A 26,700-nucleotide genomic window follows, 5' to 3' on the forward strand; every position below is an offset into this window, starting at 1 on the left:
TGCCGGCCTCGTGCTCCCTCAACACGCCGATGATCTGCTCTTCACTGAAACGGCTGCGCCGCATGGTCCTGCTCCTGGTGAAGGACCAAACTTATCCGTGGCCGGAATGACGGGGAGCACGTCACTCGCAGCCCGGCGGTGCATATTCCCGAGACATTAGAACTGCCCCATGCCTGCAAAGCCCAAAGGCGCTCGCCTCTATCTAGAGCGAGAGCGCCGCTCCAAAGACGACAAGCTCATCGCCTCCGCCCGCTGGATCATCCGCGACGGAGAAGTTCGCGTCAGCACAGGCTGCGCTGAAGGCGAAGTTGGCCGGGCAGAAGCAGCTCTCGCAGAATACCTGAAGCGCAAGCACGAGGCGCAGCTCACCCTGGAGGTGACCTCGGCTCAGGGCGACCGTCGCGCCCCGGCCGATATCCCGATCGCCGACGTCCTGAGCCTCTACGTCGACCACAAGTCGGAGGACGGGCTCGCGTCCCTCTCCGACATGATGCTCAGGGTCGGTTCGCTGAACGACTGGTGGGGGAACCGACCCCTGTCGAGCATCACGATCCTGACCTGCCGCGAGTACCTGAAGCACCGGCTCGAACAGCCGAACCGCCGGGTCATGACCGAGCGCACCGGCACGCCGCCGAAGCCGATCAAGCCCGCCTCCGTCCGGCGCGAACTCGAAGACCTCCAGGCCGCCGTCAACTACCATCGCAAGTGCGGCCTCTGCACCGAAGTCGTCTCCGTCTGGCTGCCGCCCAAGGCGCCGCCGAAGACGGCCTATCTGACCGAGACCGACGCGGCGAAGCTGCTCTGGGCGATGTGGACGATGCGGGAGGCGCAGAAGCGGAACCGCAAGGGCGAGAACGCCGGCACCGCGCAGCCGACGAAGAAGTACACCGGCCGGCACCTCGCCCGCTTTCTGCTCGTCGGCCTCTACACGGGCACACGGGCCTCGGCGATCTGCGCCGCCTCGTTCTGGCGCGAGCCGGGTCGCTCCTGGGTGGACGTCGACCGCGGCCTCTTCTACCGCCTCGCCGACGGGCAGCAGGAGACGAAGAAGCGCCAGCCGCCGGTGCGCATCCTCCCGCGCCTCCTTGCCCACCTGAGGCGTTGGAAGGCACAGGCAGAGGCGGAGCGGGCTCTCGCCCATCGGGAACACCGGGAGCCGCGCTTCGGCAACGCCGTCGTCGAGTGGCAGGGGCAACCCATCAAGTCGGTACGCAAGGGCTTCGCCAGCGCGGCGCTCAAGGCCGGGCTCGATCCCAGGATCGTCACCCCGCACATTCTCCGCCACACCGCCGCGACCTGGATGATGCAGCGGGGCAAGCTCACGGTGTGGGACGCCGCCGGCATCCTCGGCATGACGGTCGAAGTGCTGGAACGCCACTACGGCCACCACCGTCCAGACTTCCAGCAGAAGCTCGACGGCGCCTTCAAGTGAGGCGGTTCCCCGGCAGCTTCCCACGCAGCTTCCCCGGCAGCTTCCCCGGCGCCGTCAACGAAATCAAAGGGTTACAGGTGGCCGCAAATGGTCGAGGAAATTAACTGCACAGCCCGAAAGACCAACTGAAACAGTCACTTAGTATCCTTGCTCCCAACGTTCGGGACGAGGGGGTCGCAGGTTCAAATCCTGCCACTCCGACCACCGCTCAGCCCTGTCCCGGAGGGCTTTTTCGAAAGACGTCGTCTGGCGAGATGCGCCATCGCGATCGAGCGAAATCGACGTGGTTCGCTTCCGCGCGCGCCCGCGACGCGGTTTCCCGTCCGGATCGCTTCGACGTCACGTTTCGCCCGGACTTGATCTGGATCCTCGACACCCCGACATGAAGCGTGGTCGTCTGAGGACGGCGAAGTCACGGCGGGAGGCGGCGATGCACATCCACGCAGTGTGTCCGCAATGCGGAACGATCAATCGACTGGTCAAGGAGAAGCTCGACACCCATTGGCGCGAGGCGCGCTGCCCGTCCTGCCGGGCGCCCCTGTTCCCGGGGCGGCCGATCGGCGTCGACGGGGCCGGTCTCGCCCGCCACGTCGAGCGTTCGGACGTGCCGCTGCTGGTCGACTTCTGGGCGCCGTGGTGCGGGCCGTGCAAGATGATGGCGCCGGCCTTCCAGGAAGTGGCGGCGCTCCTCGAGCCGAAGGTCCGCCTCCTCAAGCTCGACACCGAGGCCGATCCGGACGCCGGCGCGCGCTGGGGCATCCGCTCGATCCCGACTCTCGTCCTGCTCGACAAGGGGCGCGAGGTGGCGCGCCAGTCCGGCGCCATGTCGGCGCCGCAGATCCTGCGGTGGATCGAAGGGCACGGCGTGCGGTAGACACTCGGGGAGCGAGTGGCTCCCCCGCATCGAACCGATTGATTTCGGTGCCGCTCTCATGTCAGTAACGAAGCTCACGGATCCGATGAGGGCGCCACGTGCCCTCGTGACAGAAACACGAGCCGGCCGTTCGGCGGTCGCTCGAGCCCATCCGAGAGCGGTTCCATGTGCGTCGATCAGATCGTTCGAGGCTCCCCGGGGGTCTTCGACCCGACTCGTTGCCCCCTGCTCCAGGGATTGACCACCGAGGAGGCCGACCGCCTGATGGCGGTCGACCCGCGCATCCTCGCCTGCCGCAGCGCCGTCGCCAAGGGCGACACGACCGATCTCGATCCGTGCGTCGCCAAGATGGTCGACGCCTACGAGAAGCGCGCCGAGCCGCGTCCTCGACGGCCCGGCCGCGCCGCCTGAGCCTCTCCCTCGTCCCGAAGCCCGCGCCTCAGGCCCAGGGACCGAGGCGCTCGATCAGAGCGCCGCGATCGGCTTCGGCTTGCGCGTTCCAGCGCGCCACGTTGGCCATGGCGTCGGCGGCGGCCTGAACGAAGACGTCGGGGCGCAGCACCATCGCGTCGATGACGCCGGCGGCGGCGACGGGATCGCTCGGATCGACGAAGCGCCCGGATTCGCCCAACACCTCGCGGAACACCGGCTTGTCCGGCGCCACCACCGCGAGGCCGGCGTATTGCGCCTCGAGCAGAGGCAGGCCCAGCCCTTCGTCGTGCGAGGTGGAGAGAAAGACGTGCGCCTCGGCGAGAAGCTCGCGCACCCGGTCGGGTTCGGCATAGCCGTGGAGGACCACCCCCTCGCGCGCCTTCAGCCGCTCCGCCTCGCCGCCCCAACCGATTCGCCCGACGAGATGCAGCCGCGCGTCCCAGCCGTGGACACGGCGCAGCGCCTCGACGATGTCGGCGGCGGCGGCGAGATTCTTGCGCGGCTCGATGGTGCCGAGGGCGATCAGATCGAGCCGGCCGCCCTTGGTGACACGGCGCGAGGTGGCCGCCCGGGCCGAAGCCTCGGCGCCGATGGCGAAGACGTCGCGCACGGTCGGGCGATAGAGAGTGATCTCCGCATCCGGCCGGCAGAAGGCGCGCAGCTCGCCCGCCGTCGTCCGCGAATTGACCAGGAACCACGGCAGCGTCGTCACGGCGCGGCGGAAGGCCGGCGCCATGTAGAGCGCGGCGCGGCGGTTGAGGTCCTGCGGACGGGTGATCAGGAAGCAGTCGTGGACATAGGGCACGACGCGGCGTCCGAAGAGGCTCGCCGGGATCGACGGTGGGAACCCCGGCGCCAGCAGCAGGGCCCCCGGCGAGGCGGCGAGGCGGGCGGGGATCTCCAGCTGTTGCGCCAGGATCAGGCCGAGCGTGCCGCGCGAGCGGATCGGCGTGATCGGCAGCGGCGCCAGCGCCTCGGCGCTGAAGAGTTCCAGCGTGATGCGCTCGAGGCCGGTGACGGCGCGGCCCAGATGCGTGTGATCGACGAGGATCATGCGTCGTCTCCCGTTGGCGGTCAGGCGAGCGGGCGGCGGCGGGCGATACGGCGCGGCGCGGCCGTGATCTCCTCTTCTCGCGCCAGAACGACGAGGCCGTCGAAATGGGGCATGAGCCCCTCCATGACCTCGATCTCGTCGGAGGTCCGGCGGCTGGCGAAATCGCGCTCGTCGACCACCAGGATCATATGATCGGCGGTTTCGGCGAGGTCGAACAGCAGCGCGGCGGTCGGGGTGCGGCCGAGATGGACGACGATCGCCCCCGTCGCGGCGCGCAGGGCCGTCAGCATGTCGGCGACGTCGTCGGGATGGCCCTCGGGATCACCGGCGGCGATCGCCTCGAGCGGACGCAGCAGCAGCAGCCCCTCGGCGTCGCGCACGCGCTCCCAGGGATCGTCGTCGGCGACGTCGTCGGGCAGTTCGATCGCTTCCGCCGCGGTGAAGACCGGATCGAGGGCGGCGTCCTCGTGGGCGAGATCGACCAGCGCCACGGTCACGCCCTCGGCGGCGGCGACGCGGGCCAGGCCATGGGCGAGCGCGGCGGTGGTCGCGGTCGGCACGGTGTTGGAGAAGATCACCCGGAGGCCCGGTTCGGACGAGAGGGCGGTCGAAAGACCGCGCAGGCGCTCGAGACCGTCGGCGTCGGTGGTGCCCTCGGCGGTGGTGGTCAGCGCGACCGGGCCGGTGCCGACCGCGCCGGGCATGGCGAGACGGGCGATGCGATCGAGCGACAACGGGAAGGTGACCCGGTGCAGGCCATCGGCCGGCGCCACCTCTTCCGCCCCTTCCGAAGCCGTCTCGGCCTCGGGCGGGGCGGCCGGTGCCGTTTCGGCATCGCCGCCCGCGGGCGTTTCGGCGAGCAGCGCGGCCGGTTCGGCCGGCGGGGTCCCGGCGGGGTCGGCGGCGGCGGCATCACCTTCGGCGACGGACGGCGCGGCGGGCGGTGGCACGACGGCCGCCGGCGCGACCACGTCGGGCGCGGTCGGCTCGGGCACCACGGCGGCGGGGAGCGGCGCCGGCGCGGCGGTGGCCGTCTCGTGCGGGGCGCCGTGCAGCAGGCCGCGTCCGCGATAGAGCGCCAGCGACAGGCCGAGGCCGAGGCCGGCGACGGCGGCGAGCGAGAGGGCGAGCCGGGTGCGCGGCGAGAAGGGCTTCAGCGGGATCTGGGCGGGCGAGACGATGCGCGCGTCGGAGACCTGGGTGTTGCGCTGGAGGGTGGTCTCCTCCATGCGCGAGACGAAGTTCTTGTAGAGCTCGCGGCGGGCATTGGCCTCGTTCTCGAGTTCCTGCATGCCGGCGAGAGCCTGAGAGGCGTCGGCGAGGCGCGCCTGGGCGCGTTCGACCGCCTTGCGGGCGTTGTCCTCGTTGGCGCGGGCGACCTGATAGTCGAGGGCGGCGGTGGCGGCGAGCGACTTCACCTCCTCGCCGACCTGCGCCTTGGCGCGTTCCACTTCCGCCTGCGCGGTGGCGACGCGCGGGTGGCGCGGTCCGAGGGTCTGTTCCAATTCGGTCTTGCGGCGCATCGCCATCGCCGCCTCGATCTTGAGACGCGAGATCACCGCCGAGCCGATCGCGTCGGTCTGCGAGAGGACGGTCGGATCGCCGCTCTTGAGCAACTGCGCGAGGCGCTCGGAACGTTCGCGCGCCTCCTGGGTCTTGGTGCGGGCGGCGACCAGGGCCTCGTTGGTCTGGCGCAGGGTCTCCTCCTCGACGAGGTTGCCGCGCGTCATGGCGATGCCGTTGTTGCGCTTATAGTCCTCGACGCGGGCCTCGGCCTCGAGCATCTTGGCGCGCTGGTCGTCGACCTGACGGGCGAGAAGCTCGTTGGCGTGTTCGATCTGCACGACCTTGGCATGGGCGAGACCGTCGACGAAGGCGGTGGCGACGGCATTGGCGAGGCGGGCGGCCTTCTCCGGCGACTTGGAGGAGACCGTCACGTCGATGAGGTTGTTCTCCTTGGGCCGTTCGACCAGGACCATGTCGGCGAGATTACGCACCGCGCCCGCCACCGGATCCTCGCCGGTCTTGGCGGTTTCGGCCGGGCCCCAGATCTCTTCGTCGTCGACGAGGTTCTCCTTCTTGACCACGGCGGCGAGCGTGTCGAACGACTTCACCAGCTCGAGCCGGGTCTCGACCCAACCGAGCTCGATGCCCTGCCCCTGGCGGGTGACGTCGTTGCCGACGATCTGCTTCTCGCGCGGGTCGAGCAGGATCCGCGCCGAGGAGCGCCAGACCTTCGGGCTCACCGTGGCGTAGGTCATCGCCAGACCGAGGAAGACCAGCAGCGTGAGAATGATCACCGGCAACTGACGGCGCAGGATGTGCAGCACCACGCCGAGGTCGACATGCTCGTCGTGGAGACCGACGCCGGGGGCGACGGTCCGTGGCGCCTTCGTCCGTTCCGTGTTCGTCCGCAAGATCGACATCGCGTTCCGCCGTTCGTCGTCCTCACGGCCGCCCGGGCCGGAGGATCACCTCACGTAGGGGCCGACGGCCTTCGAACGCATTCGACGCGGTCTCCCCAACTCGCGTTTCAGAAGACGCCAAAGCCTTTAACGAACCATAAATCATGTTTCGAAAATGGCGGCCGCTTCCGGCGACGGACGTTCGGGGGTGAGATCGAGGCGGCGTTCGGCGCCGAAATCGGCGGCGCGGGCGAAGACGTCCATGGTCTCGATCCAGGCCGAGCCGGTCGCGACGCGGTTCCACGTGTGGAGACCGAGGAGCGGCTTCGGCGTGGCGAAACGGGCGAGCACCGTCTCCGAAAAGCCGGTCTCGTCGAGGCGGTCGACCCGGGTCAGGGCGAGGCCGCAACCGTAGTCGAGCGAGGAGTCCTGGACCGGACGCAGGAGGCCGTTCGCGGTGGCGATCATACGGCCGGCCGGGCGCGCGGTGGCGACGTCGACCTTGACCGGAGCGGTGTCGAGCGGCGTCCAAGGCCCCTGGAGCGAGGGCGCGTGCCAGACGTGGAGCGCGTCCCAGCTCGAGCACCAGAGATCGCGCGAGGTACCGAACATCCACCACCCGTCGCCGACCCGCTCGATCGTCGCGTCGCCGAGGTCGACGTCGTCGATCAGCACCGCGTGGCGTTCCCAGCGATCGGGCAAGGCCACCGCACGCCACAGCTCGACGGTGCGTCGGCCCGAAGTCTCCGGCACCATCCAGACCTCGCCGCCCTCGGCGAAGATCTGCGGATAAGAGAGATGGCACGATTGTTCGAGGAAGGGGCGCGGCGTCGAGACGGCGCCGTCGGCGCCGATCTCGGCGACCGAGAGCACGCCGCGTCCGGTCGCGTAGGGAAATTCCTCGAGGAACAGCCAGGTGCGGCCGGCGTCGCGCCACAGGAACGGATCGGCGTAGAAGCGGCCGCCGTCGTCGGGCAGGAGATGGAACGGGGTCGGATCGCGATGGGGGGCGAGCACCGGCGTCGCCGGATCGCGGCGGCGCCACATCACCCGCCAATCGGCCGGCACGCGCACCAGCCGATCGAGCTTGCGGGCGATCCGTGCCTCGAGCGAGCGGATCAGGAGCGCCGGCGCGACCATCGCCGAGCGCCGCGCCGGAGCGACCGCGTCGGCGAGGAAGCCCGTGGGCTCCCTCCCCTCGCGGCGCAGGCCGTCGATGGTGGCGAGGATCATGTGGGCGAGGCGACCGAGGATCTGCGAGACGGCGCGCAGCGTGTTGCGGCGGTCCTCGACCCCGACGGCCCAGCGGGCGAGCGCGCGGGGCGGCGCGTCCGGCGCGATCGTCTCCAGCTCGAGCACCGGCACCCGCCCGTCGAGCACGGCGGCGAGCGCGCCCTCGAGCGGCGGCAGGCCGAGAATGGAGGGACGCAGTACCGTCGCGCCGGGTCGCGCGGGAGCGTCGCCGGCGAGATCGATCACGAGATCGGGCGCCCGGCCGAGGCTCGGCACGGCCGGAGGCTCGACCCGATCGGCGGCGGTCTCCTCGTCACGGCCGACGAACAGACGCTCGAAGGCGAAGAGGCGGTCGAGCCCGGGCGGCGGGGCAGGCCGAGAGGTCGCGGCGGCGAGGCCGATGCTCACGCCCGGTTCGGCGGCGAGGCGCTCGAGGACGTGGATCTGCCAGCGGCGGAGTTCGGACGGAACGTAATAAAAATGTACGCACAACGATTTTCTCTTCATCATCCTGCGCTATCCTCGCTCCGGCCCGCGCGACGAGCGACGTCTCGCGGCCTTCGACCCCGTCCGGTTCGTTCCTCCGCCATGTCCTATTCGAAAAGTCTCAATCTATTGCTGACGACACGCGCGCTGGGCGACGGCGGAGCGGAACGCGTCTGGACGACCATCGCCCGGCGCTTCGCCGAACGCGGCGATCGGGTCACGCTGGCGGTCGACCGCGCGCGGCCCGACGACGGTCTCGGCGCCGACACCAATCCGCGCCTGATCGAATTGGGCTCGTCGCATTTCGGCAGCACGCTGGCGTTGGCGCGGGTGTTGAAGAGGCTACGCCCGGACGTCGCGCTGGCGGCGGTGTCGGGATCCTGCGTGAAACTCGTCGCGGCGGCGGCGCTCGCCCGCACCGAGGTGCCGCTGGTGCTGAGCTACCACGGCTTCGAGGAGTGGCGGACCGGACGGCTCGCCGCCGCCGCCTATTACGGCATGCCGATCGTCAATCGGCGCGCCGATCGGATCGTCGCGGTCTCCGACGGTCTGCGCCACCGATTGATCGAGGACTGGGGCGCGGAAGAGGACAAGACGGTCCGGATCTACAATCCGGTCTCGCTCGATCTCGCGCGATCGGCGACGACCGCCGAGGACCTCGCGGCGCGTCCGCCGGTGGTTCTGGCGGTGGGGCGCCTCAGCATCGAGAAGGGCATGATCGATCTGGTCGAGGCCTTCGCGCGAGTGCGGCGACCCGATGCCCGGCTGATCATCGGCGGCGACGGGCCGGAGCGCGAGCGCCTCGAGGCCCGGATCGAGGCCCTCGGGCTGGCCGATCGGGTCTCGCTTCCCGGGCGGATCGATCCGAACCTCTATTACGCGACGGCGCGGGTGGTGGCGGTGCCCTCGCGCACCGAGGCCTTCGGTCTGGTGCTGGTCGAGGCGCTGGCGCACGGGTTGCCGATCGTTTCCACCGCCTGTCACGGGCCGCGCGAGATCCTCGGCGAAGGGCGCTACGGCACGCTGGTGCCGATCGGCGACGCCGAGGCCATGGCGCGCGGCATCGAAAACGCCCTCGACGATCCGGGCGCGCCGGACGAGCGGATCGCGCGCGCCGCGACCTTCTCGATGGAAGAGGGCTTCGCCGTCTGGGCCCGTCTCGTCGACGACCTCGCCGCCGGCCGCCGCGCCGCCGTCGCCCCCGCCGCCTGAACCGAGCCGATCGCACGAAGAGGGCAGTACCCAAGGGCTCGGAGCACTCGAACGAAGAGGCCGCGCCCGATGGGCGCGGCCGGGTCACTTCGGCGGCATCGGGTTTCCCGGCTCGGTCAGCGCTTGCCGGCGTCCGGGGAGGACGGCGAACCTTCGATGGCGAGGCGCAGGACGTAGCGCGCCAGCCAGACGGCGTTCTCGAAATAGCGCGGGATCAGGCGGCGCGGCTCCTGGGCGGCGCGCCACAGCCATTCCAACCCCGAGACCTGCAGAAAACGCGGGGCGCGGGTGTGGTGGCCGGCGATGAAGTCGAGGGCGGCGCCGATGCCGAGATGGATCACGCCGTCGGCGGCCTCGACCGCGGTGTCGGCGAAGAGTTCCTGCTTCGGCGCGCCGAGCGCGACGAAGCAGATGCCGGCCCCGGAGGCGGCGATGCGACGCGCGGCCTCGCGGGCGGCCTCGCCGCGCGGATCGAAGCCCATCGGCGGCGCCTCGAAGCCGGCGACGACGAGATCCGGGATCATTTCCTTCATGCGCGCGATGGCGGTCTTCAGGACGCTCTCGGAGGTGCCGAAGAAATAGACCGGCACCCGCGCGACGGCGGCGGCGCGCGACAGCGGCAGCACCAGATCGGCGCCGGTGACGCGCTCGATCGCGGCGCCCTCGGCGCGGGCCAGCATCACCACGGGCATGCCGTCGGCGGTGATGTAGGTGGCGCGCTCGTAGGCGGCGCGGAAGTCGGCGTCGTGACGCAGCTTGGTGAGATGGTCGAGATTGAGGGTGAAGACGGTGCCGCCGCGCTTCTCGTCGGCGTCGGTCAGGATCCGGTCGATCAGCACGTCGCTCGAGGGGATGTTGATCCGCCAGGAATCGATGTGAACCATCGTCTTCGGGCTCTGGTGGCGCCTCGGAACGGCTCTTTGAACGGCGGTCATGGACACGGTTGCACCTCGGGGTCTCGGCGCGGCGGCGACCGGAGCGATCGCGGCCTCTACATCGAGTAGCAAGCTAATATACTTGCTTCAATTTTTAAAGCAAAAGGCCAGAACTCACTTAAGGCGATCCTATACGTTCATTTCGAATTTTCGAGACGGAATTCAGTGTTCGTAAACCATATGCCTTCACGTCACCCCGCCTCACGACACAGCGCACGAGTGTCGATCGACCCTCCGAACGGCGGCTGAAAACCGCCGTTTTTCGTCGTTCCCGGTGAGACATGACGTATGGGAACGACGTCGTAACCATAGTCGAGGGAACCGTTCGATTCTTCTTCGAAAAGTCGATTACAATTGTCGGCACAGGTCGGCTGCCTCGTCTCGAGCGGTCCATGCCCTCGGAAGGACGCTCCTTGACCCCCTTCTCCTCCGTCTCGTCCGCGACGTCCGGCCTCGAGCGCTCCCGACCGAGCGCGCCGACCCGCGCGGCCGTCGACGGCGCGAAGACGGGACGGATCGGCTATGTGGAGACGATCCGCGGGCTGACCTGCTTCTTCGTGGTGCTCTATCACACCATCGGCAACGATCCCTCGCATGGGCTCCATGCCGAACCGGGCTCGGTCTATTGGGGCATCGCGCGCGTGCTCGATCTGGTCGACATGCCCTTGTTCGCCTTCGTCTCCGGCCGGGTGTTCGGCATTCCGACCGGCGACGGCCGGCGCTTCCTCGCCGCCTATGCCCGCAAGGCGACGCGACTCGGGATCCCGCTCCTCTCCGTCACGACACTCCTCCTGGTGCTCGCGCAGGTCAGCGGCCTCGGCCCCCGGACGACGATCGTGGCGGCCTTCACCCAGCCGTTCGAACACCTCTGGTTCCTCCAGACCAGTCTCCTCCTGACGAGTCTGGCGGCCTTCGGCTCGTGGATCTTCGCCGAACGGCGGATGACGTTCGCGATCGCCGCCGCGCTTCTCGCCGGCGTCGCCTATCTCACCATCCCCGAACCCGCCATCAACGTCTTCTCCTGGTACAACGTGGTCATTCTGGCGCCCTACTACTTCCTCGGCCACCTGCTCGCCGTCGCCGCGAAGGAGGGCAAGATCGGCTTCGAGGGTCGCGGCGACGGTTTCGACACGGCGCTGTTCGGGACCTTCCTGGCGTTCGGCCTCCTCGCCCTGTGGGCGGAGGCGGAGCCGTTCGAGCAGAGCATGGAGGTGTTCCGAGACCAGTTGCTGATCGGCCTCGCCGTGGTGCTGCTGCTGGTCACCCATGCGCCGCGCTCCCGGCTGCTGGCCAAACTGGCCGAACGCTCCTACACCATCTATCTCTTCCATGTGTTCGTGTTGGCGCCGACGCGGATGATCGTGGTGAAGGTCTGGCCCACGGCCTCGATGTCCGTGCTCCTGATCGCCTCGCTGACCGCGGGGATCGTCCTGCCCTGGATGCTCCACGCGGTCCTCGCCCGCCATCGGCTCACCGCGTTTCTGTTCCAGGGTGTGATGCCGGCGGGATGGACCGGCGCCCGCGAAAGAGTTCGAGCATGACCATGCCCGCCGCGACCACGACCCCGTCGCCGTCTCCCTCGCGGATCCCCTCGGATCGGATGGAGACACGGCGACGTCTGGCGACGGCCGCGACCTATGTGCTGGTGCTGGTGCTCCTGCTGATCTCCGGCGCGGTGCTGCGCGCCGTCAACATTCCCTATGCCTCCTCGACCGGCCCGATCTTCGCCAAGATCCATCCGGCGACCTATCTGGCGGTGATCGCCGTTCTGATGTGGGGCTGGGCCTCGGGCGGGCTCGGGCGGCTGATCGGCCGGGTGGCGATCACCCATCCCGGCGCGGTGATGTTCGGGACGGGCATCGTGCTGTTGCTGTTCCAGACCGCCGTGATCGTGAAGCTGCCGCTGGCGCCGATCATCGACACCTTCCTCCTCCCGCTGCTGCTCTTCGTCTGCCTGATCCGGCTCGACGCAGCGAACCGGGAGCGGATGACGATCCTGGCGCACGTTTTGGTGATCATCAATGCGCTGCTCGGCGTCTTCGAATATGCCTCCGGCTGGCGCCTGACGCCGATGCTCGAGGCGGACGGCACGGTGATCGCCTACGACTGGCGCGCCTCGGCGCTGTTCGGCCATCCGCTGTCGAACGCCTTCATCACCGGCAACTACATCGTGGCGCTGGCCTTCGGCGCCGCACCCAGGCTGCATCCGGCCTTCCGCATCCTGCTGATGGGCATCGCCGGGGTGGCGATGATCGCCTTCGGCGGCCGCGTCGCCATGGTGCTGGCGATCGCGATGATCGGCCTCGCCTCGGGCCTCGGCGCGATCCGAATGCTGATCGGCCACCGATTTCATCTGAACCACGCCGTTCTGGCGACGCTCCTGGTGACGGTCGGCGCCCTGTTCGCGGTGGTGTTCGTCGAGAGCGGCGGCGCCGACCGCTTCATCGCGCGGTTCAGCGAGGATCACGGCTCGGCGCAGACCCGCCTGTCGATGCTCTACATCTTCGGCGATCTGACCCGCGAACAGTTCCTGATGTGGCCCGACGCCGACATCATCTGGCAGGCCCAGCGCGAACATTCGATCCGCATCGGCGTCGAGAGTTCCGAGGTCGGCTTCGTCGCCAATTACGGGCTTCTGGTGACGCTCGCCTTCTTCACCACCCTCGCCGCCTTCATGCGCGAGTTGGTGACGCTGACCTCGCGGCAGACGTGGTGGTCGGTCCTCTATTTCGTCGGCGTCATGTCGTCGTCGCTCGGCATCGCCGCCAAGACGACCGTGCTGGCGATGTACGTCTTCTTCACGCTGACCCTGATGCCGCGCGACACCGAGACCTGAACGAACGGAAATTCGCCCCTCGCGCCCCTCAGGACTTCGCGTCGACCGTCTCGAGGAAGTCGAGAAGATACCCGTGCAGGGTGGCGCGGGAATCGCGCGGGCCGATGTTGTGATCGGTCCGCTCGATCAGCAGGAGCCGAGCTCCGGGCACCGTCCGCGACAGGCGCGCCTCGGCGCCGACATGGGCGGCGAATTCGTCGCGCCCGCCGTCGTAGGTGCCGAAGACGAACAGAATACGGCTGCCGCGTCGATCGAGCGTCTGCAACCACTTCACCACCGGATCGACGACCAACGTCCGGCGCAGGGCGGCGACGGCGCGCGTGACCAGTCGACGCGCGAGGACACGGGCGATCGAGACGACGTCGATCCGGCCGGCGAGCAACCGTCGCCAAGTGTCGATACGGAACATCCGTTCGGCGAAGACGTTGGTGGCGGGCATCTGGGTCCGCATCGCCACCTCGAGGCTCTCGCCCTCGGTCCAGATGAAGCGTTGGAGATTGACCATGACGAGGCCGGCGACGCGAGCGTCGCCGAGCGCGGTGTGCAGGGCCAGATAGGCGCCGCTACAGGTGCCGACGACGACGAAACGGTCGTCGCCCGGCGTCGCCAGACGGTCCATCGCGGCGACGACGTCGGTGACGGTCTCCGGCGTGTAGAGAACCTCGGCGGGCCCGTTCGGATCGGCCAGAGAGTCGCCGATGCTCGACGGGTCCATCCGGAGCACCCGCCGGCCCTCGCCGGCGAGCAGACGCGCGGTCTCGACCGCGCCTCGGCCCCAGCCGACATGGGGGATCCGTCCGGCGTCGAGCAGGATCACCAACGGCGCGCCGGCGCGAGGACGACGCGGGGTGGAGAGAATGCCGAACAGCCGCTCCTCCGGCCCGAACAGCAACGGCTCCTCGATCCACTCCGCCGTCTCCAGACGCGGCGGCATCACCGCCTGCGGTGTCGGGGCGGATCCGAAGGAGACGGAGACGGTCTCGTCGACCCCTCGCGTGAGGGCCGCGACGACGAGGGTCCAAGCCGCGGCGGGGAGGCGAGACTTCGTGGGATTTTCGATGAGCGCGTCGACCTCGGGAAAGGGCGCCTCTTCGACCGACGCCCCGGCCTCGCGCCATGTGGTCGCGAGTTCGGCCGTGACGGTGTCGCCGGGCCGGGCGAGAAGCAGGACATGGGGCGCCGGAGCGGCGGCGAGACGACGCAGATCGATCGCCTTCAAGTCCGCGGCGGTGGCATCGGCGGTGAAGTAGCCGGCGACGGCGAAGCCGCCGATCTCGTCGGTATCGGCCGGCTCGTCCTCGCCACGAACCCGCAGGAACCGGGCGAGACTCTGTTGTTCCCGCACGTAGGCGCGACCGGACACGACCGGCGCGGCCGCGATCAGATGGGTGACGTCGTCGCGCGTCGCGGCGACCTCGGCGGCGAGGGTGGCCCCGAGACGCAGGCCGACGAGCGCGACCTCGTCGACCGAGGCCTCGGACTTCAAGCGGTCGATCGCGGCGGACAGACTCGCGCGCCAGGCCGCGAGCCGATCGGGGTCGCGGTCGTCGCCGAGCGAATCCCCGGTTCCCGCCCAGTCGAAGCGCAGGGTCGGCAGGCCGGCGGCGGCGAGCGCCTCGGCCAATTCGCCCCAGGCGCGATGGGCGGAGAGCCCGTCGATCCCGAAGGCCGCGCACAGGACCACGCCGCGACGGCGCGGACCCGGGTGAAACCAACCGAAACACCCGTCGAATGTGATGGGACGACGATTCGACACGGCGCACGACTCCACCTCGACGACCCCGACGGTCGCGGCGGCCGTCACCCTATCGGCGGGCGGTGAAGGATCCGTTGCGCACCACGACGTTCGGTTGCGGAAGGCCGGGAGGACGAGCGCCTGGACCTGCCCGCCCGATACGGGCATGATCCCGCATCCCCTTTCCCAGAGATCGCGGAAGTTCCCGATGCCCCTGCGCTCCGCCCTCCGCCGTCTCCTCGCCGCCGCTCTCCTCGCCACCGCCTGCCTCGCTCCAGGGACGGCCGGCGCCGAGGTGCCGGTCCTGAAACGCGGCGTCAATTTCGAGCTGTGGCAGCACTGGACCAATCGCGACCGTTTCCTGGCGCCCGATTACGACCGCGACAATTTCCCCGATTGGACCAAGGTGGTGAGCGACGCGAAGCTCACGGCCCTGCGCCGGCAGGGGTTCGACTTCGTCCGGCTCAACGTCGATCCCTCGCCGATGCTGTGGGACGAGCCGCGCGCCGACGCGCTCGTCACCTCGACGCTGCGCGCCGTCCGGCGGCTGCAGGCGCTCGACTTCAAGGTGGTGGTCGATCTCCATCTGGTGCCGGAATCGCCCGATCGGCCGGACGGGTTGCACTACGTCCTCGGCACCGGCGATCGGCGCCCGAGCGAGGGCTTCAATCGCTATCTGGCGATCGTGCGGACCTTCGCCACCCAATTGAAGACGTTTCCCGCCGACAAGACCGCGCTCGAGCTGCTCAACGAGCCGGATCAGGACTGGTTCTCGCAATCGCCTCTGACCGATCGCTGGCCGAGCCAGTTGGCGATCCTCCATCGCGCCGCCCGTCAGGCCGCGCCGAAGCTGCCGCTGGTTCTGTCGGGACCGCGCGGCGGCGACGTGAAGGGGCTGCTGCGGGTCGACGCGAGCCGCTACAGGAACGACGACGCGCTGATCTGGAGCTTCCACTACTACGATCCCGGCGCGATCACCCATTCCGGCCTGCCGTGGGAGAAGTCGATCGGCCACTTCCTGACCGGACTGCCGTTCCCCGCCGCCCGGCTCGACGCGGCGATGCGCGCCGAGATCACCGAGCGCGTGGTGAAGGCCATTCGCGCCGAGATCACGGACCCCGCCCGGCGCGCCGCGCTCGAGGAGGAGCTGCCCCGGGCGATCGACACATACGTGGCCTCGAAGTCCGGGCCGGAGACGATCCGCGACGACATCGCCCAGGTTCTCCCCTGGGCGAAGACCTACGACGTGCCGCCGGAGCGGATCATGATGGGCGAATTCGGCGTGTTCCAGGACGAGGTCGCGCCCGAGACCCGCGCCGACATCATCCGCGCGACCCGCGAGGCGGCGGAGGCGGCGGGCTTTTCCTGGGCGATCTATACCGCCGGTCTCACGGTCGCACGCTCGTCCTTCGGCATCATCGACGACACCGCGACGATGCGGGTCGACGACCGCGTCGCCCGGGCCCTCGGCCTGCGCTGACGCCCGGCCGGTCGAAATCGGGAGAGAAAAAACCAAATCGTAAAGACCCGTGGGGCAAGATCCCGGCCGTAAGACCTTACGTCACCGCCGCGACCGGCGGTGACCGGGTCCGTCTCGTCGAGTTCACCGGCTCGGCGCGGCGCGCGATGGGCAGGCGACGAACCGGACCGACCGGGCGCGTCGCCTCGGGGGATGGCATGACGCCGACGTTTTCGATCCTGATCTGCAACTACAACTACGGCGCCTATGTCGGCGCGGCGATCGAATCGGCGCTCGCCCAGACCTGGCCGCAGGTCGAGGTGATCATCGTCGACGACGGCTCGACCGACGAGTCGCGCGAGGTGATCTCCCGCTATCCCGCCGTGAACGCCATCTTCCAAGAGAATCAGGGCCAGTGCGCCACGATCCGGCGCGCGCTCGAGGCCGCCACCGGCGATCTGGTGATCACGCTCGATTCCGACGACGAGCTTCTGCCGCAGACCTGCGAGCGGGTGGCGGCGCTGTGGGTCGAGGGGATCGTGGCGCTACAATATCGGCTCGAGACCTTCGGCATGGTCGACCATCCCGGCGAGACGCTGCCGCGCTATCCCTTCATCGAGGGCGACGTCGCGCGCTATTTCCTCGAGACCGGCTCGATGGTCTATCCGCCCGCCTCCGGCAACGCCTTCGACCGGCGCTTCGTCGAGCGGGTGTTCGCGGTGTCGCAGAACATGATCGAGGCCTCGCACGACATCTGGCTGTGCCTGTCGGCGGCGCTGCTCGGCAAGGTCGCCTCGACCGACGAGGTCCTCGGTCTCTACCGCATCCACGCGACCAACCTGTCGCAGCCCGGCCGGACCCGCAAGATGAGCAACATCCTGCGCGACGTCTGGTACGCCTACAATGCTCAGCAATCGGCCTTCGAGGTGGCGCGCTCCTACGGGGTGGCGGTGGAGAAGCCGACCCATCTGATCGGCGCCTATTACCTCAATTGGCATTTCCTGCTGCGCGGCGCCCCGACCAAATGGGTGGTGCCCGAGACGCCGGTGCTGCGCGGTCTGGCGACGGGGGTCCGGAACTTCTGGTATCTGCGCTCGATCGGCCGGGGGAAGCGGATCGTCAACATGGTGGCGCTCACGGTGATCGCGCTGTCGCCGCGCGCGATCCGCCGGATCATCGCCGAGCGCTGGTACGGCTACATCAACGACGTGGGCTTCTGAAGCGTCCCGCGGCCACGTCCGGAGAGTTCATGTCGATCGTCCGTTCCCTCGTCGGTTACGCCCCCGCCGTGGTGCTGCCGCGCCTCGCCTCGCTGGTGTTGGTGCTGGTGCTGACGCGCCTGATCTCCAAGCAGGAATACGGCCTCGTGGTTCTGGTCGCGACCATGGGCGAGGCGATCGACGGCGTCGTCAGCAATTGGGTGCGCATCGCCCTCGCCCGCTTCGCCTCGGCCCATCCCGACGCGATGGGGCGGGAGACGGTGCGCGCGGTCGCCGTCTATCTCATCACGCTGGTGCCGGCGCTCCTGTTCGCGATCGGCTTCGGCTACTTCAATCAGGCGGATCGGACCGTCGAATTCATCGTCGCCCTCCTGATCTACATCCTGTCGATCGGCGTCCTGCGTTTCCCCTCGACCGTCATGTCGGTCCAAGGCGACCGCAACGGCATCGTCTCGATGGAGGCGACCAAGGCGCTCGGCATCCTCGTGCTCGGCATCGCCGCGACGTGGCTGTCGGAATCGTTCCTGGTCCAGACGGTGGTCTTCGCCACGGTGACGGTGGCGGTCGGCCTGTGGGGCGTGCTGCGCACGACCCGGTCGATCGATTTCCGGTCGGGCACGGTCGAGCCGCTGAAGACCTTTCTCGCCTATGGCCTGCCGATCATTCCGACCGGCCTCATCACCGCGGCGCTCGCCTCCTCCGACCGTCTGTTCCTCAATCAGACGGCGGGCGCGGAGGCGCTGGCGCTCTATGCCGCCGGCGTGATGCTGGCGCGTCAGCCGATGGACTTCATCTTCTCGCTCGCGGGCGTGCGGACCTTTCCGCTGCTGATGGAGGACTACGAGCGCGGCGGCGCGGCGCGCGGCGGCAAGCGGCTCGGCGAACTGATCTCCGGCATCGTCTTCATCACCCTGCCGGCCGCCGCCGGCATCATTCTGGTGGCGCAGCCGATGACCCGGCTGCTGCTCGCCGAGGACTATGTCGCCACCGCCGCCCTCGTCATCCCGGTCGCCGTGGTCTCGGCCCTTCTGGTCGGGTTCAAGTCCTTCGTGCTCGATCAGGTGTTCCACATGGTCAAGCGCAACGGGCTCAACGCGGTGATCTCGCTGCCGGCGGCGATCGTCGGGATCGGCGCCATGCTCCTCATGGTGCCGAAATGGGGGGTGCTCGGCTGCGCCGTCGCCTATCTCATCCAATATCTCTTCATGGTCGCCGTGACCTTCGTCGTCACCCGGCGGCTCTTGCCCTTCCCGATCCCGTGGGGCGACATCGGCCGCACCGTCCTCGCCACGCTGGCGATGGTGGTCGTGTTGCTGGTCGCGCGCGGCACGCTCGAGCATCTGCCCACCGCGATCGACCTCGCCGCCTCGATCGTGCTCGGCATCGTCACCTATGTGGGGGCGGCGCTGGTGGTGCGGCCGTCGCCGGTCGAGGATCTGGTGCCGGCCCGGTTCCGTCGCGACAAGGCGTGAGCCCCAACCTCGTTCGCAGCGCGTACGAACGCCTCCATACGCCTGTCTCCCGGCAGCCGTGCGTCGCGCGGCGGCGACAGGTTCGCGCGCGACATGCTAGACGGCAGACTGGTCGTCGCGACGAGAGGGGGCGGATCGTCTCGCCTCCCGGGCGCGACCGACCCAGCGACGAAGACCGAGGAAACCGATGGCCGGCATGGATCCGATGCACTTCTTGGAACTGGCGGGCGTCCTGCTCGCCGCAGGCGTGGTGTCGGGGTTGCTCGCGGGCCTCTTCGGGGTCGGCGGCGGCGCGGTGATCGTGCCGGTGCTGTTTCAGCTCTTCGGCGTCATCGGCGTGCCCGACGCGCTCCGGATGCAGCTCGCGGTCGGCACCTCGCTCGCCGTCATCATCCCCACCTCGATCCGCTCCTTCATGACCCATCGGGCGCGCGGCGCGGTCGACGAGGAGCTGTTGAAGGCGTGGGCGCTGCCGGTGATCGGCGGCGTGATCCTCGGATCGTGGCTCGCCTCCTTCGCGCCGTCGGCGGTGTTCAAGCTGGTCTTCGTCTTCGTCGCCTGGGCGACGGCGATCAAGCTCGGCTTCGGCAAGGCGTCCTGGACCATCGCGCAGGACATTCCGAAGGAGCCGGGCCGGTCGATCATCGGCGTCGTCACCGGGTTGTTGTCGGCCCTGATGGGCATCGGCGGCGGCTCGATCGTCAATCTGGTGATGAGCTTCTGCAATCGGCCGATCCACCAGTCGGTCGCGACCTCCTCCGGCGTCGGCGTCCTCATCTCGATCCCCGGCGCGATCGGCTTCATGGCGGCGGGCTGGTCGAAGATGGGCGAACTGCCGCCACTCTCGATCGGCTACGTCAGCCTGATCGGCGCGGCGCTGATCATGCCGACCTCGGTCTATGTGGCGCCGATCGGCGCGCGCCTCGCCCATCGCCTGCCCAAGCGGACGCTGGAGATCGTCTTCGCGCTCTTCCTGGCCCTGATGGGGCTGCGGTTCCTGGTCTCGCTGATCTGACGGAGTGATGCCATGAGCGATCGTCCCACGAGCGGCGGCCCCCTGATCTTCGATCGCGTCTTCGATCCGCGACACGGCGAGCGGGTCGCCGTCTCGCCGCTGGTGGCACGGGTGACGGCGAACAATCCCGGCCCCTTCACCTTCCACGGCACCAACACCTGGCTGATCGGCACCTCGGACGTGGCGGTGATCGACCCCGGCCCCGACGATCCCGCCCATGTGGCGGCGATCCTCTCGGCGGTCGGCTCGGCGCGAGTGACGGCGATCCTCGTCACCCACACCCATCGCGACCATTCCCCCGCCGCCGCCGCGCTCCAGGCGGCGACCGGCGCGCCGATCTGGGGCGAGGGTCCGCACCGGCCGGCGCGGCCGCTCGACCTCGGCGAGATCAACCCGATGGACGCCTCCTCGCAGGGCGATTTCCAGCCCGACCGGGTGCTCGGCGACGGCGACGTCGTCAGCGGACCGGACTGGACGCTCGAGGCGATCGCCACCCCCGGCCACACCGCCAATCATCTCTGCTTCGCCCTTCCCGAGGAGAAGACCCTCTTCACCGGCGATCACGTGATGGCGTGGTCGACCTCGATCGTGGCGCCGCCGGACGGGGCGATGGTCGACTACATGGCCTCGCTCAGGCGGCTGATGGCACGCGAGGACCGGCTGCTGCTGCCGGCGCACGGAGCCGGCATCGGCGAGCCGCTCGCCTTCCTGCGCGGCCTCGAGGGGCATCGGCTCGGGCGCGAGGCGGCGTTCCTCGAGCAACTCGCGGAAGCGGAGAAGACCATCCGCGAGATGGTGGCGACGATCTACGCGGCGGTCGACCCGCGCCTGCACGGGGCGGCGGCGCTGTCGCTCTTCGCCCATGCCGAGGATCTCGCCGCGCGCGGCCTGATCGCCCCGATCGAGGGCGAGGTGCGGCTTTCGGCGCGCTGGCGACGGCTCTGACGCCGGCGTCCCGGGCTCGCCGTCAGCTGCCGTAGCTGGCGGCGACGGCGGTGTCGAGTTCGTCGAGGAAGGCGCGGATGCGGGCGGCGCCACGGCCGAAGTCGTGGCCGCCCCAGCGCGGCGACGAGCGCAGATCGATGCGCGCGCCCGAGGGTTCGGGCAGGATGCGGATCACCACGTCGTCGGAGAGGCCGAAGACCAGCGAGCGCGCCACCGCCTCGATGCGGCCGCGATCGCCGTCGCCGGAGGGCGGGGCTTCGTCGAGGATCGTCCAGCCGGCGGCCTCGATGCTGCGGCGGGTCACGGCGAAGAGCAGGTCGGAGCCGACCGAATAGCGGCGCGGGCCGATCTCCGGGGTGAGGGCGCGGATGCGGGCGCGCTCCTCGGGCGGCGGCGGCGTCGGCGTGTTGAAACGGCCGACGCGCTCGAAGGCGGCGGCGCGGTAGAGCGGCGGATCGACCGCGTCGGTGGAGACGTCGACCAGACGAGGGTGGCTCAGGGCCTGGACGGCGAGCCAGCCGGCCGGCGTCAGGGCGACCAGCCCATAGAGGATGCCGGTGACCGCGTGGCGGGCGCCGAGGCGGCCGTCGGACCAGATCCGCGCCGCCGCGATCAGACCGGCGAGCACCGCCAGCGCGGCGACGGCGAAGGCGGCGATCGCCAGGGGTACCGCGTGATCGGTCGTCATGTGGCCGGTGCGGTGACCGACGATGGCGATGACCAGCACCGGAATCGCGAAGGTGCCGAGCATCCGGCTCCATCCGGCGAGACGGGATCGGCGCTGAGGCGGGCGGTAGATCATGAGCGGGCGGCCGTCGGTTGGTCGGGGCGTCGTCTCCCTCTAGCACGACCGGCGGCGGGCCGGGAGAGGCGGCGGTGGGGATCCGACGCCGGGGTTTGACCCGCCGCGCGAAACGGTGCATGTCGGGGCGACTTCGCTCCCCGCGCCCGGCGCGACCGGAGCCCTGCCCTCGAGGATGAGACCCGCATGACCGACGAGACCCCGACCTCCGCCGACGCGACCGAGACTCCCGCGACCGTGGCCCTGCCCGACCGCCTGTCGATCGATCCGCGCAGCCCCTATTTCGACGGCGACGTGCTCCAGGCCGGCATCGGCGTGCGCTTCAAGGGCGTGGAGAAGTTCAACGTCGAGGAATACTGCATCTCCGAAGGCTGGATCCGGGTTCCCGCCGGCAAGGCGATGGACCGCTACGGCCGCCCGCTGACGATCAAGCTCTCCGGCGACGTCGAAGTGTGGGTGAAGGGGTGAGGAACGGTCCTCGCCCCGGACCCCGTCCGGGACGAGGACGCGAAGCCCCGGTGGGGCTTCGCGAGTGACGAACGCCGCGAGCCACGCTCGCGGCCGGGCCCCGGTGGGGCTTCGCGAGTGACGAACGCCGCGAGCCACGCTCGCGGCCGGGCTCGCAGTTTCGACCCTTCCGGCCGAAAGTGAGATCGGAGGCCCCGATGCGGCTTCGCGCGCGACCGACGCTCGGCCTCCCGCGCCCGCGTCGCCGCCCTCACGCCGCGACCGGCACCCCCTCCCCCGTCTCGGACCGTGACCGCGCCAGCGCGAAGAAGGCGTGATGGTCGAGGAGACCGTCGGCGGCGAGGCGCAGACGCGCGGCATCCTCGGCGCGGCCGGCGCGGTCGAGGCGCGCGGCGGCGGTTCGGATCGTCCGCGCCAGCCGGTCGGGGGCCTCGTCGATCCCGGCGACGCGATCGAGCGCCACGCGCAGGACCCGGGCGATGGAGGGCGCGAGCCTCGGCTCGGCGGCGATGTCGCGCATTCTGAGGATCGCCGAGCCCAGATCGAGCACGGCCAGCCCGCCCTCGCTGATCGACAGCGGGCGCCCCCCTGCCTTTTCCGCCCAGCGGATCGATCGCAGCAGGCGGTGATAGAGACGGCTGCGCCAGACCGCGCGATCGACCGGGCGACGCGTCGACCGGGCCATGGCGCGCAGGTCGTGGACCATGCCGGCGACCAGCGTCTCGAGGCGGCGGCGCGGGCCGACCGGATAAACCAGCCGATAGGCGAACCAGCCGGCGATCGGCGCCGAGGCGACCGCCGCCGCCACCGCGAGGGAATGCAGCACGGTGCCGCTCGGCGGGTCGATCGGCTGCGACAGCAGCAGCACGACCATGTTGTAGTCGAAACCGGCGAGTTGCGTCCGGCGATGGGCGAAGACGGCGACGCCGAGGAGCACGAAGGGCATCAGCGTCAGGATCCGGCCGATCTCGCCGTCGACCAGCGGCCAGACGAACCAGCGGCAGGCGAGCGCCCCGAGCGCGCCGAGGACCTGGCCGAAGAACACGTTGCGCATGAACTGCGCCGGGTTGTCGAAGGTGGAGAACAGCGACGTCATGATCGCGGTTCCCAACAAGAGGAACGGTCCGCCGCTCCAGCCGGTCGTCAGCCAGAAGGTTCCGACCAGGACCATGGTGGCGACCGAGCGCACCGAGGCCTCGCGGGCGCCGACCCAATCGCGGTGGAGGACGACCAGCGGTCCGGCCGAGGAGGCCCGACGTCCGGCGTCGTCGGGGTCGGGGCGATCGCTCAGCGCCGCGAAGAGCGGTCCGAGGATCTCGAGGAGACGCGAGCGGCCGGCGGCGAGGCCCAGAGCATGATCGAGCGCGCGATCGAGGGCGGCGTCGCGCCCCGCCGGCCGCGTGGGATCCTCGAGCCGGCCGGCGGCGGCGTCGAGCGCTTCGGCGAGATCGTCGGGCAGGACCTCGACGCTCGGCGCGTGAAGCCAGAGGAGGCCGGCGACCAGCGCGACGAGGCGGCCACGGACGGCGCGAACCAGCCTGCGGGAGCGCAGCGATCCGGCGCCGTGGGGATCGAGCCCCTCGTCGATCTCGGCGATCACCGAAAGCGCGCGCGCGGCGGCGGTGACGCGGCGGTCATGAGCGGGATGGACGCGCGCGGCGAGCGCCCGCAGGAACTCGGCGGCGATCGCGTCGACCCGGGCGACGATCGGCTGCTCGCGCCCGGCCGGCGCGACGATCAGTCCGACGACGAGGGCGACGCCGACCCCGGTCAGGACCGTCGCCAGACGGTCGGCCCCGAGCAGCACGACGTGTTCGGGATGGGCGGCGTCGAGCAGCGCGACCATGGCGGCGGAATAGCCGGCGAGCATGGTGCCGTAGGAGACGAAGCCGCGCTGGATGTTGCCGATGCCGGCGCAGGCGCCGATCCAGGCGGAGAGACCGGCGACCAGGAGCCAGGGCCGATCGATCGAGGAGGAGACGAGGAAGACCCCGACGAGCGTGCCGCTGACCGTGCCGGCGAAACGCCAGAAGCTCTTCTCGAGCAATTGGCCGCGCGAGGGTTGCGAGGCGGCCCAGACGGTCATCGCCGCCCATTGCGGGTGTTCGAGGCCGAGGGCGGCGGCGAGCGCGAGCGCGAGGCAGGCGGCGACCGCGGTCGGCGCGGCGAAGCGCAGGCGGGCGAGATCGAACCCGGCGCGGGTGAGCGTGGCGGCGAGGCTCACGGCCGCGCCCCCTGCTCGGCGAAGGCGGCGATCCCGCCTTCGATGCGATCGAACATCGCGATCGCCGCGGCGAGATCGGCGCGCTCGACGCCGGCGAGCATCGCGCCCTCGCTCGCCGCCAGGATCGCGCGGATCTCGACGACGGCGGCGGTGCCGGCCTCGGTCAGATGAACGCAGCGCGCGCGGCGATCGTTCGGCTTGGCGCGCCGCTCGACCCAGCCGCGCGCGGTGAGCGCGTCGAGGAGGCGCACCAGCGTCGAATCGTCGAGGCCGCAGCGCAGGGCGAGATCGCGCTGGGTGATCCCGCCGTTCTCGGCGAGATGGACCATCGGCACCCAGGAGGCATCGGCGAAGCCGCGCGCCGCCAAGGCCTCGTCGAGCGCGCGCCGCCAACGCCGGGCGAGCCCGACCAGGTGAAACCCGAAACGGGAGTCGAGAGACATCGAAGGATCCTGCATATCAAATCATCTCTCATGAAATGATTTGATATGCAACTATGCGGACGGTGGGGCGGGGGGACCGAGGCCGGGTGACCGACGCCCTCTCCGCATCCCTCTCCTCACACCCCCGGCAGCTTGTAATCCCGGAACTGCTCCCTCAGCGACATCTTCTGGATCTTGCCGGTGGCGGTGTGGGGGATCTCCTCGATGAAGACCACGTCGTCGGGCATCCACCACTTGGCGATCTTGTCCTCGTAATAGGCGAGGATCTTCTCCTTGGTCGGGGTCGCGCCGGGCTTCGGCACGATGATCAGGAGCGGGCGTTCGTCCCACTTCGGGTGGAACACGCCGATCACCGCCGCCTCCAGCACGTCCGGATGGGCGATCGCCAGATTTTCCAGGTCGATCGTCGAGATCCACTCGCCGCCGGACTTGATCACGTCCTTGGCGCGGTCGGTGATCTGCATGTAGCCGTTCTCGTCGATGGTCGCGACGTCGCCGGTGTCGAAGAACCCGTCCTCACCGAAGGCCTCCTGGCCGGCACCCTTGAAATAGCCGCCGGCGATCGCGGGACCGCGCACGCGCAGGCGCCCGAAGGCCTTGCCGTCGCGCGGACGTTCGCGGTTCTGATCGTCGGTGATCTTCATCTCGACGCCGAAGGGCGGAACGCCCTGCTTCACCTGAAGGTCGAGCCGGGCCTCGATGTCGAGGTCGGCGGTCTCGGGCTTGAGGCCGCAGATGGTGCCGAGCGGGCTCGTCTCGGTCATGCCCCAGGCATGCGCGACGCGGACGTCGTAGACCTTCTCGAACTTCTCGGTCATGGCCCGCGGACAGGCGGCACCGCCGATCACCACCCGCTCGAGGTGGGTCAGACCGAGCTTCTTGGCCTCCATGTGCTGCAGCAGCATCTGCCAGACGGTGGGGACGGCGGCGGTCAGCGTGACCTTGCCGACCTCGAGGATCTCGTGGATCGAGGCGCCGTCGAGCTTGGCGCCCGGCATCACCATCGCGGCGCCGACCATCGGCGCGGTGAAGGCGAGCGACCAGCAGTTGGCGTGGAACATCGGCACGACCGGCATGATCACGTCGCGCGAACCGCAGCCGAACATGTCGACCTGGGACGCCTGGAAGGCATGGAGCACGTTCGAACGGTGCGAATAGACGACGCCCTTGGGGTGGCCGGTGGTGCCGGAGGTGTAGCAGAGGCCGGCGGCGGTGTTCTCGTCGAAGGTCCGCCACACGAAGTCGTCGTCGGCCTCCTTCAGCCATTCCTCATAGGGAACCGCGTTCGGCAGGGTCGTCGCGGGCATGTGCTCGGCGTCGGTCAGCACGATCACCTGCTCGAGGGTCGGCATGTCGGCGATGTACTTCTCGATCACCGGCAGGAAGGTCAGGTCGACGAAGAGGAGGCGGTCCTCGGCGTCGTTGACGATCCACACGATCTGATCATGGAAGAGGCGCGGATTGACGGTGTGATAGATCGCGCCGAGGCCGAGCAGGCCGTACCAGACCTCCATGTGGCGCCAGGTGTTCCAGGCGAGCGTGGCGACGCGGTCGCCGAGGCGGATGCCGTGCTTCTCGAGCCGTTTGGCGACGCGGAGCGAGCGGGTGCGCATCTCGGCATAGGTGGTGGTGTGGAACGGCCCCTCGACCGAGCGGGTCATCACCGTGCGCTTCGGGTGAAGGAGCGCGGCATGGTCGATGATCTTGGTGCAGAGCAGGGGCCAGTTCTGCATGGAGCCGAGCATGTGTTCCTCCCTCGCGTCCCTTATGGGCACGACATTGACGTTTCGGTCACTTCGTTAAACCAAGCGTCATGGATTCTGTCGAGTCCGACTTTGCACGGTGAAACCCCGGACGGGGACGTCACGCCGGCCGGCCCGGCTCGTCGTCTTCGTTTCACCCGAGCCGGATCGACGCTCGCGCGCGGTGGAAAACCGCCGTCCGAGCCCCCTCGAAATCGCATGTCCGGCATCTCGATATGCAAGGCACATGCGGGCGGCTTTCGCGAAGGCGAGCCT

At 69.7% G+C, this 26,700-nt stretch carries 21 protein-coding genes; 12 read left to right on the forward strand and 9 right to left on the reverse strand.

Annotated elements, in window-relative coordinates; genetic code table 11:
- The first annotated feature begins 169 nt into the window (after nt 1-169).
- The 3 genes from J3S89_RS00525 to J3S89_RS00535 all read left to right on the forward strand — a co-directional run bounded on the left by J3S89_RS00525 (nt 170) and on the right by J3S89_RS00535 (nt 2,717).
- Nucleotides 170-1,432, forward strand: coding sequence for a site-specific integrase (locus J3S89_RS00525; RefSeq protein ID WP_217925513.1), 1,263 nt, complete (start codon nt 170-172; stop codon nt 1,430-1,432).
- A 430-nt stretch (nt 1,433-1,862) separates the two neighbouring features.
- The gene (gene trxC, locus J3S89_RS00530) at nt 1,863-2,306 is read left to right on the forward strand and encodes a thioredoxin TrxC (RefSeq protein WP_217925514.1); all 444 of its coding nucleotides are present in this window, start codon (nt 1,863-1,865) and stop codon (nt 2,304-2,306) included.
- A 165-nt stretch (nt 2,307-2,471) separates the two neighbouring features.
- Nucleotides 2,472-2,717 (forward strand): hypothetical protein, encoded by a 246-nt coding sequence (locus tag J3S89_RS00535; protein WP_217925515.1) that lies wholly within the window; start codon nt 2,472-2,474, stop codon nt 2,715-2,717.
- Nucleotides 2,718-2,745: 28 nt separating this feature from the next.
- Here J3S89_RS00535 and J3S89_RS00540 read toward each other — a convergent pair whose 3' ends face one another.
- From J3S89_RS00540 to J3S89_RS00550, 3 genes are all read right to left on the reverse strand, one after another.
- Nucleotides 2,746-3,792: a glycosyltransferase gene (locus J3S89_RS00540; protein WP_217925516.1), complete on the reverse strand. Its 1,047-nt coding sequence runs from the start codon at nt 3,790-3,792 to the stop codon at nt 2,746-2,748.
- Between the two features lie 20 nt (nt 3,793-3,812).
- Nucleotides 3,813-6,209 carry an exopolysaccharide transport family protein gene (locus tag J3S89_RS00545; protein ID WP_217925517.1) on the reverse strand — a complete coding sequence of 799 codons (2,397 nt, stop codon included), beginning with the start codon at nt 6,207-6,209 and terminating at the stop codon, nt 3,813-3,815.
- A 150-nt stretch (nt 6,210-6,359) separates the two neighbouring features.
- Nucleotides 6,360-7,922 (reverse strand): glucosamine inositolphosphorylceramide transferase family protein, encoded by a 1,563-nt coding sequence (locus tag J3S89_RS00550; protein WP_217925518.1) that lies wholly within the window; start codon nt 7,920-7,922, stop codon nt 6,360-6,362.
- Between the two features lie 96 nt (nt 7,923-8,018).
- On the opposite strand from J3S89_RS00550, the gene J3S89_RS00555 reads away from it, so the two are divergent.
- A complete protein-coding gene (locus tag J3S89_RS00555; protein WP_217925519.1) occupies nt 8,019-9,128 on the forward strand; it encodes a glycosyltransferase in 1,110 nt (369 codons plus the stop codon).
- A gap of 116 nt (nt 9,129-9,244) precedes the next feature.
- Here the strand turns inward: J3S89_RS00555 and J3S89_RS00560 are convergent, their stop codons facing one another.
- A complete protein-coding gene (locus J3S89_RS00560; protein ID WP_217925520.1) occupies nt 9,245-10,012 on the reverse strand; it encodes a WecB/TagA/CpsF family glycosyltransferase in 768 nt (255 codons plus the stop codon).
- A gap of 464 nt (nt 10,013-10,476) precedes the next feature.
- Between J3S89_RS00560 and J3S89_RS00565 the strand changes: the two genes are divergently transcribed.
- Together J3S89_RS00565 and J3S89_RS00570 are read left to right on the forward strand one after the other, a co-directional pair.
- Nucleotides 10,477-11,604, forward strand: a complete 1,128-nt coding sequence (locus J3S89_RS00565; protein ID WP_217925521.1) for an acyltransferase family protein — start codon at nt 10,477-10,479, stop codon at nt 11,602-11,604.
- Complete coding sequence (locus J3S89_RS00570) at nt 11,601-12,899, forward strand: VpsF family polysaccharide biosynthesis protein (RefSeq protein WP_217925522.1); 1,299 nt, start codon at nt 11,601-11,603, stop codon at nt 12,897-12,899. The genes J3S89_RS00565 and J3S89_RS00570 overlap by 4 nt, the downstream gene beginning before the upstream one ends.
- 28 nt (nt 12,900-12,927) lie before the next feature.
- Here the strand turns inward: J3S89_RS00570 and J3S89_RS00575 are convergent, their stop codons facing one another.
- Nucleotides 12,928-14,655 (reverse strand): alpha/beta hydrolase, encoded by a 1,728-nt coding sequence (locus J3S89_RS00575; RefSeq protein WP_217925523.1) that lies wholly within the window; start codon nt 14,653-14,655, stop codon nt 12,928-12,930.
- A 187-nt stretch (nt 14,656-14,842) separates the two neighbouring features.
- Here J3S89_RS00575 and J3S89_RS00580 point away from each other — a divergent pair, with 187 nt between their 5' ends.
- From J3S89_RS00580 to J3S89_RS00600, 5 genes are all read left to right on the forward strand, one after another.
- Entirely contained in the window at nt 14,843-16,114 is a 1,272-nt protein-coding gene (locus tag J3S89_RS00580; RefSeq protein ID WP_217925524.1) for a cellulase family glycosylhydrolase, read from the forward strand.
- 197 nt (nt 16,115-16,311) lie between these two features.
- The gene (locus J3S89_RS00585) at nt 16,312-17,313 is read left to right on the forward strand and encodes a glycosyltransferase family 2 protein (RefSeq protein WP_217925525.1); all 1,002 of its coding nucleotides are present in this window, start codon (nt 16,312-16,314) and stop codon (nt 17,311-17,313) included.
- A gap of 29 nt (nt 17,314-17,342) precedes the next feature.
- Complete coding sequence (locus tag J3S89_RS00590) at nt 17,343-18,785, forward strand: lipopolysaccharide biosynthesis protein (RefSeq protein ID WP_217925526.1); 1,443 nt, start codon at nt 17,343-17,345, stop codon at nt 18,783-18,785.
- Nucleotides 18,786-18,972: 187 nt separating this feature from the next.
- A complete protein-coding gene (locus J3S89_RS00595) occupies nt 18,973-19,800 on the forward strand; it encodes a sulfite exporter TauE/SafE family protein (protein ID WP_217925527.1) in 828 nt (275 codons plus the stop codon).
- A 12-nt stretch (nt 19,801-19,812) separates the two neighbouring features.
- Entirely contained in the window at nt 19,813-20,745 is a 933-nt protein-coding gene (locus tag J3S89_RS00600; protein WP_217925528.1) for an MBL fold metallo-hydrolase, read from the forward strand.
- Between the two features lie 22 nt (nt 20,746-20,767).
- Here J3S89_RS00600 and J3S89_RS00605 read toward each other — a convergent pair whose 3' ends face one another.
- Entirely contained in the window at nt 20,768-21,496 is a 729-nt protein-coding gene (locus J3S89_RS00605) for a DUF1499 domain-containing protein (RefSeq protein WP_217925529.1), read from the reverse strand.
- 237 nt (nt 21,497-21,733) lie between these two features.
- Between J3S89_RS00605 and J3S89_RS00610 the strand changes: the two genes are divergently transcribed.
- Complete coding sequence (locus tag J3S89_RS00610) at nt 21,734-22,015, forward strand: DUF3297 family protein (protein ID WP_217925530.1); 282 nt, start codon at nt 21,734-21,736, stop codon at nt 22,013-22,015.
- A gap of 250 nt (nt 22,016-22,265) precedes the next feature.
- Here the strand turns inward: J3S89_RS00610 and J3S89_RS00615 are convergent, their stop codons facing one another.
- From J3S89_RS00615 to J3S89_RS00625, 3 genes are all read right to left on the reverse strand, one after another.
- On the reverse strand, nt 22,266-24,239 hold the full coding sequence (locus J3S89_RS00615; protein ID WP_217925531.1) for an FUSC family protein: 1,974 nt from the start codon (nt 24,237-24,239) through the stop codon (nt 22,266-22,268).
- On the reverse strand, nt 24,236-24,682 hold the full coding sequence (locus J3S89_RS00620; RefSeq protein WP_217925532.1) for a MarR family winged helix-turn-helix transcriptional regulator: 447 nt from the start codon (nt 24,680-24,682) through the stop codon (nt 24,236-24,238). Before J3S89_RS00620 ends, J3S89_RS00615 begins: the two co-directional genes overlap by 4 nt.
- A gap of 116 nt (nt 24,683-24,798) precedes the next feature.
- Complete coding sequence (locus tag J3S89_RS00625) at nt 24,799-26,427, reverse strand: long-chain-fatty-acid--CoA ligase (RefSeq protein ID WP_217925533.1); 1,629 nt, start codon at nt 26,425-26,427, stop codon at nt 24,799-24,801.
- Between the last annotated feature and the right edge of the window lie 273 nt (nt 26,428-26,700).

Origin of the sequence: Pinisolibacter aquiterrae, assembly GCF_019160155.1 — a bacterium.
GTDB classification, from domain to species: Bacteria; Pseudomonadota; Alphaproteobacteria; order Rhizobiales; family Ancalomicrobiaceae; genus Pinisolibacter; species Pinisolibacter aquiterrae.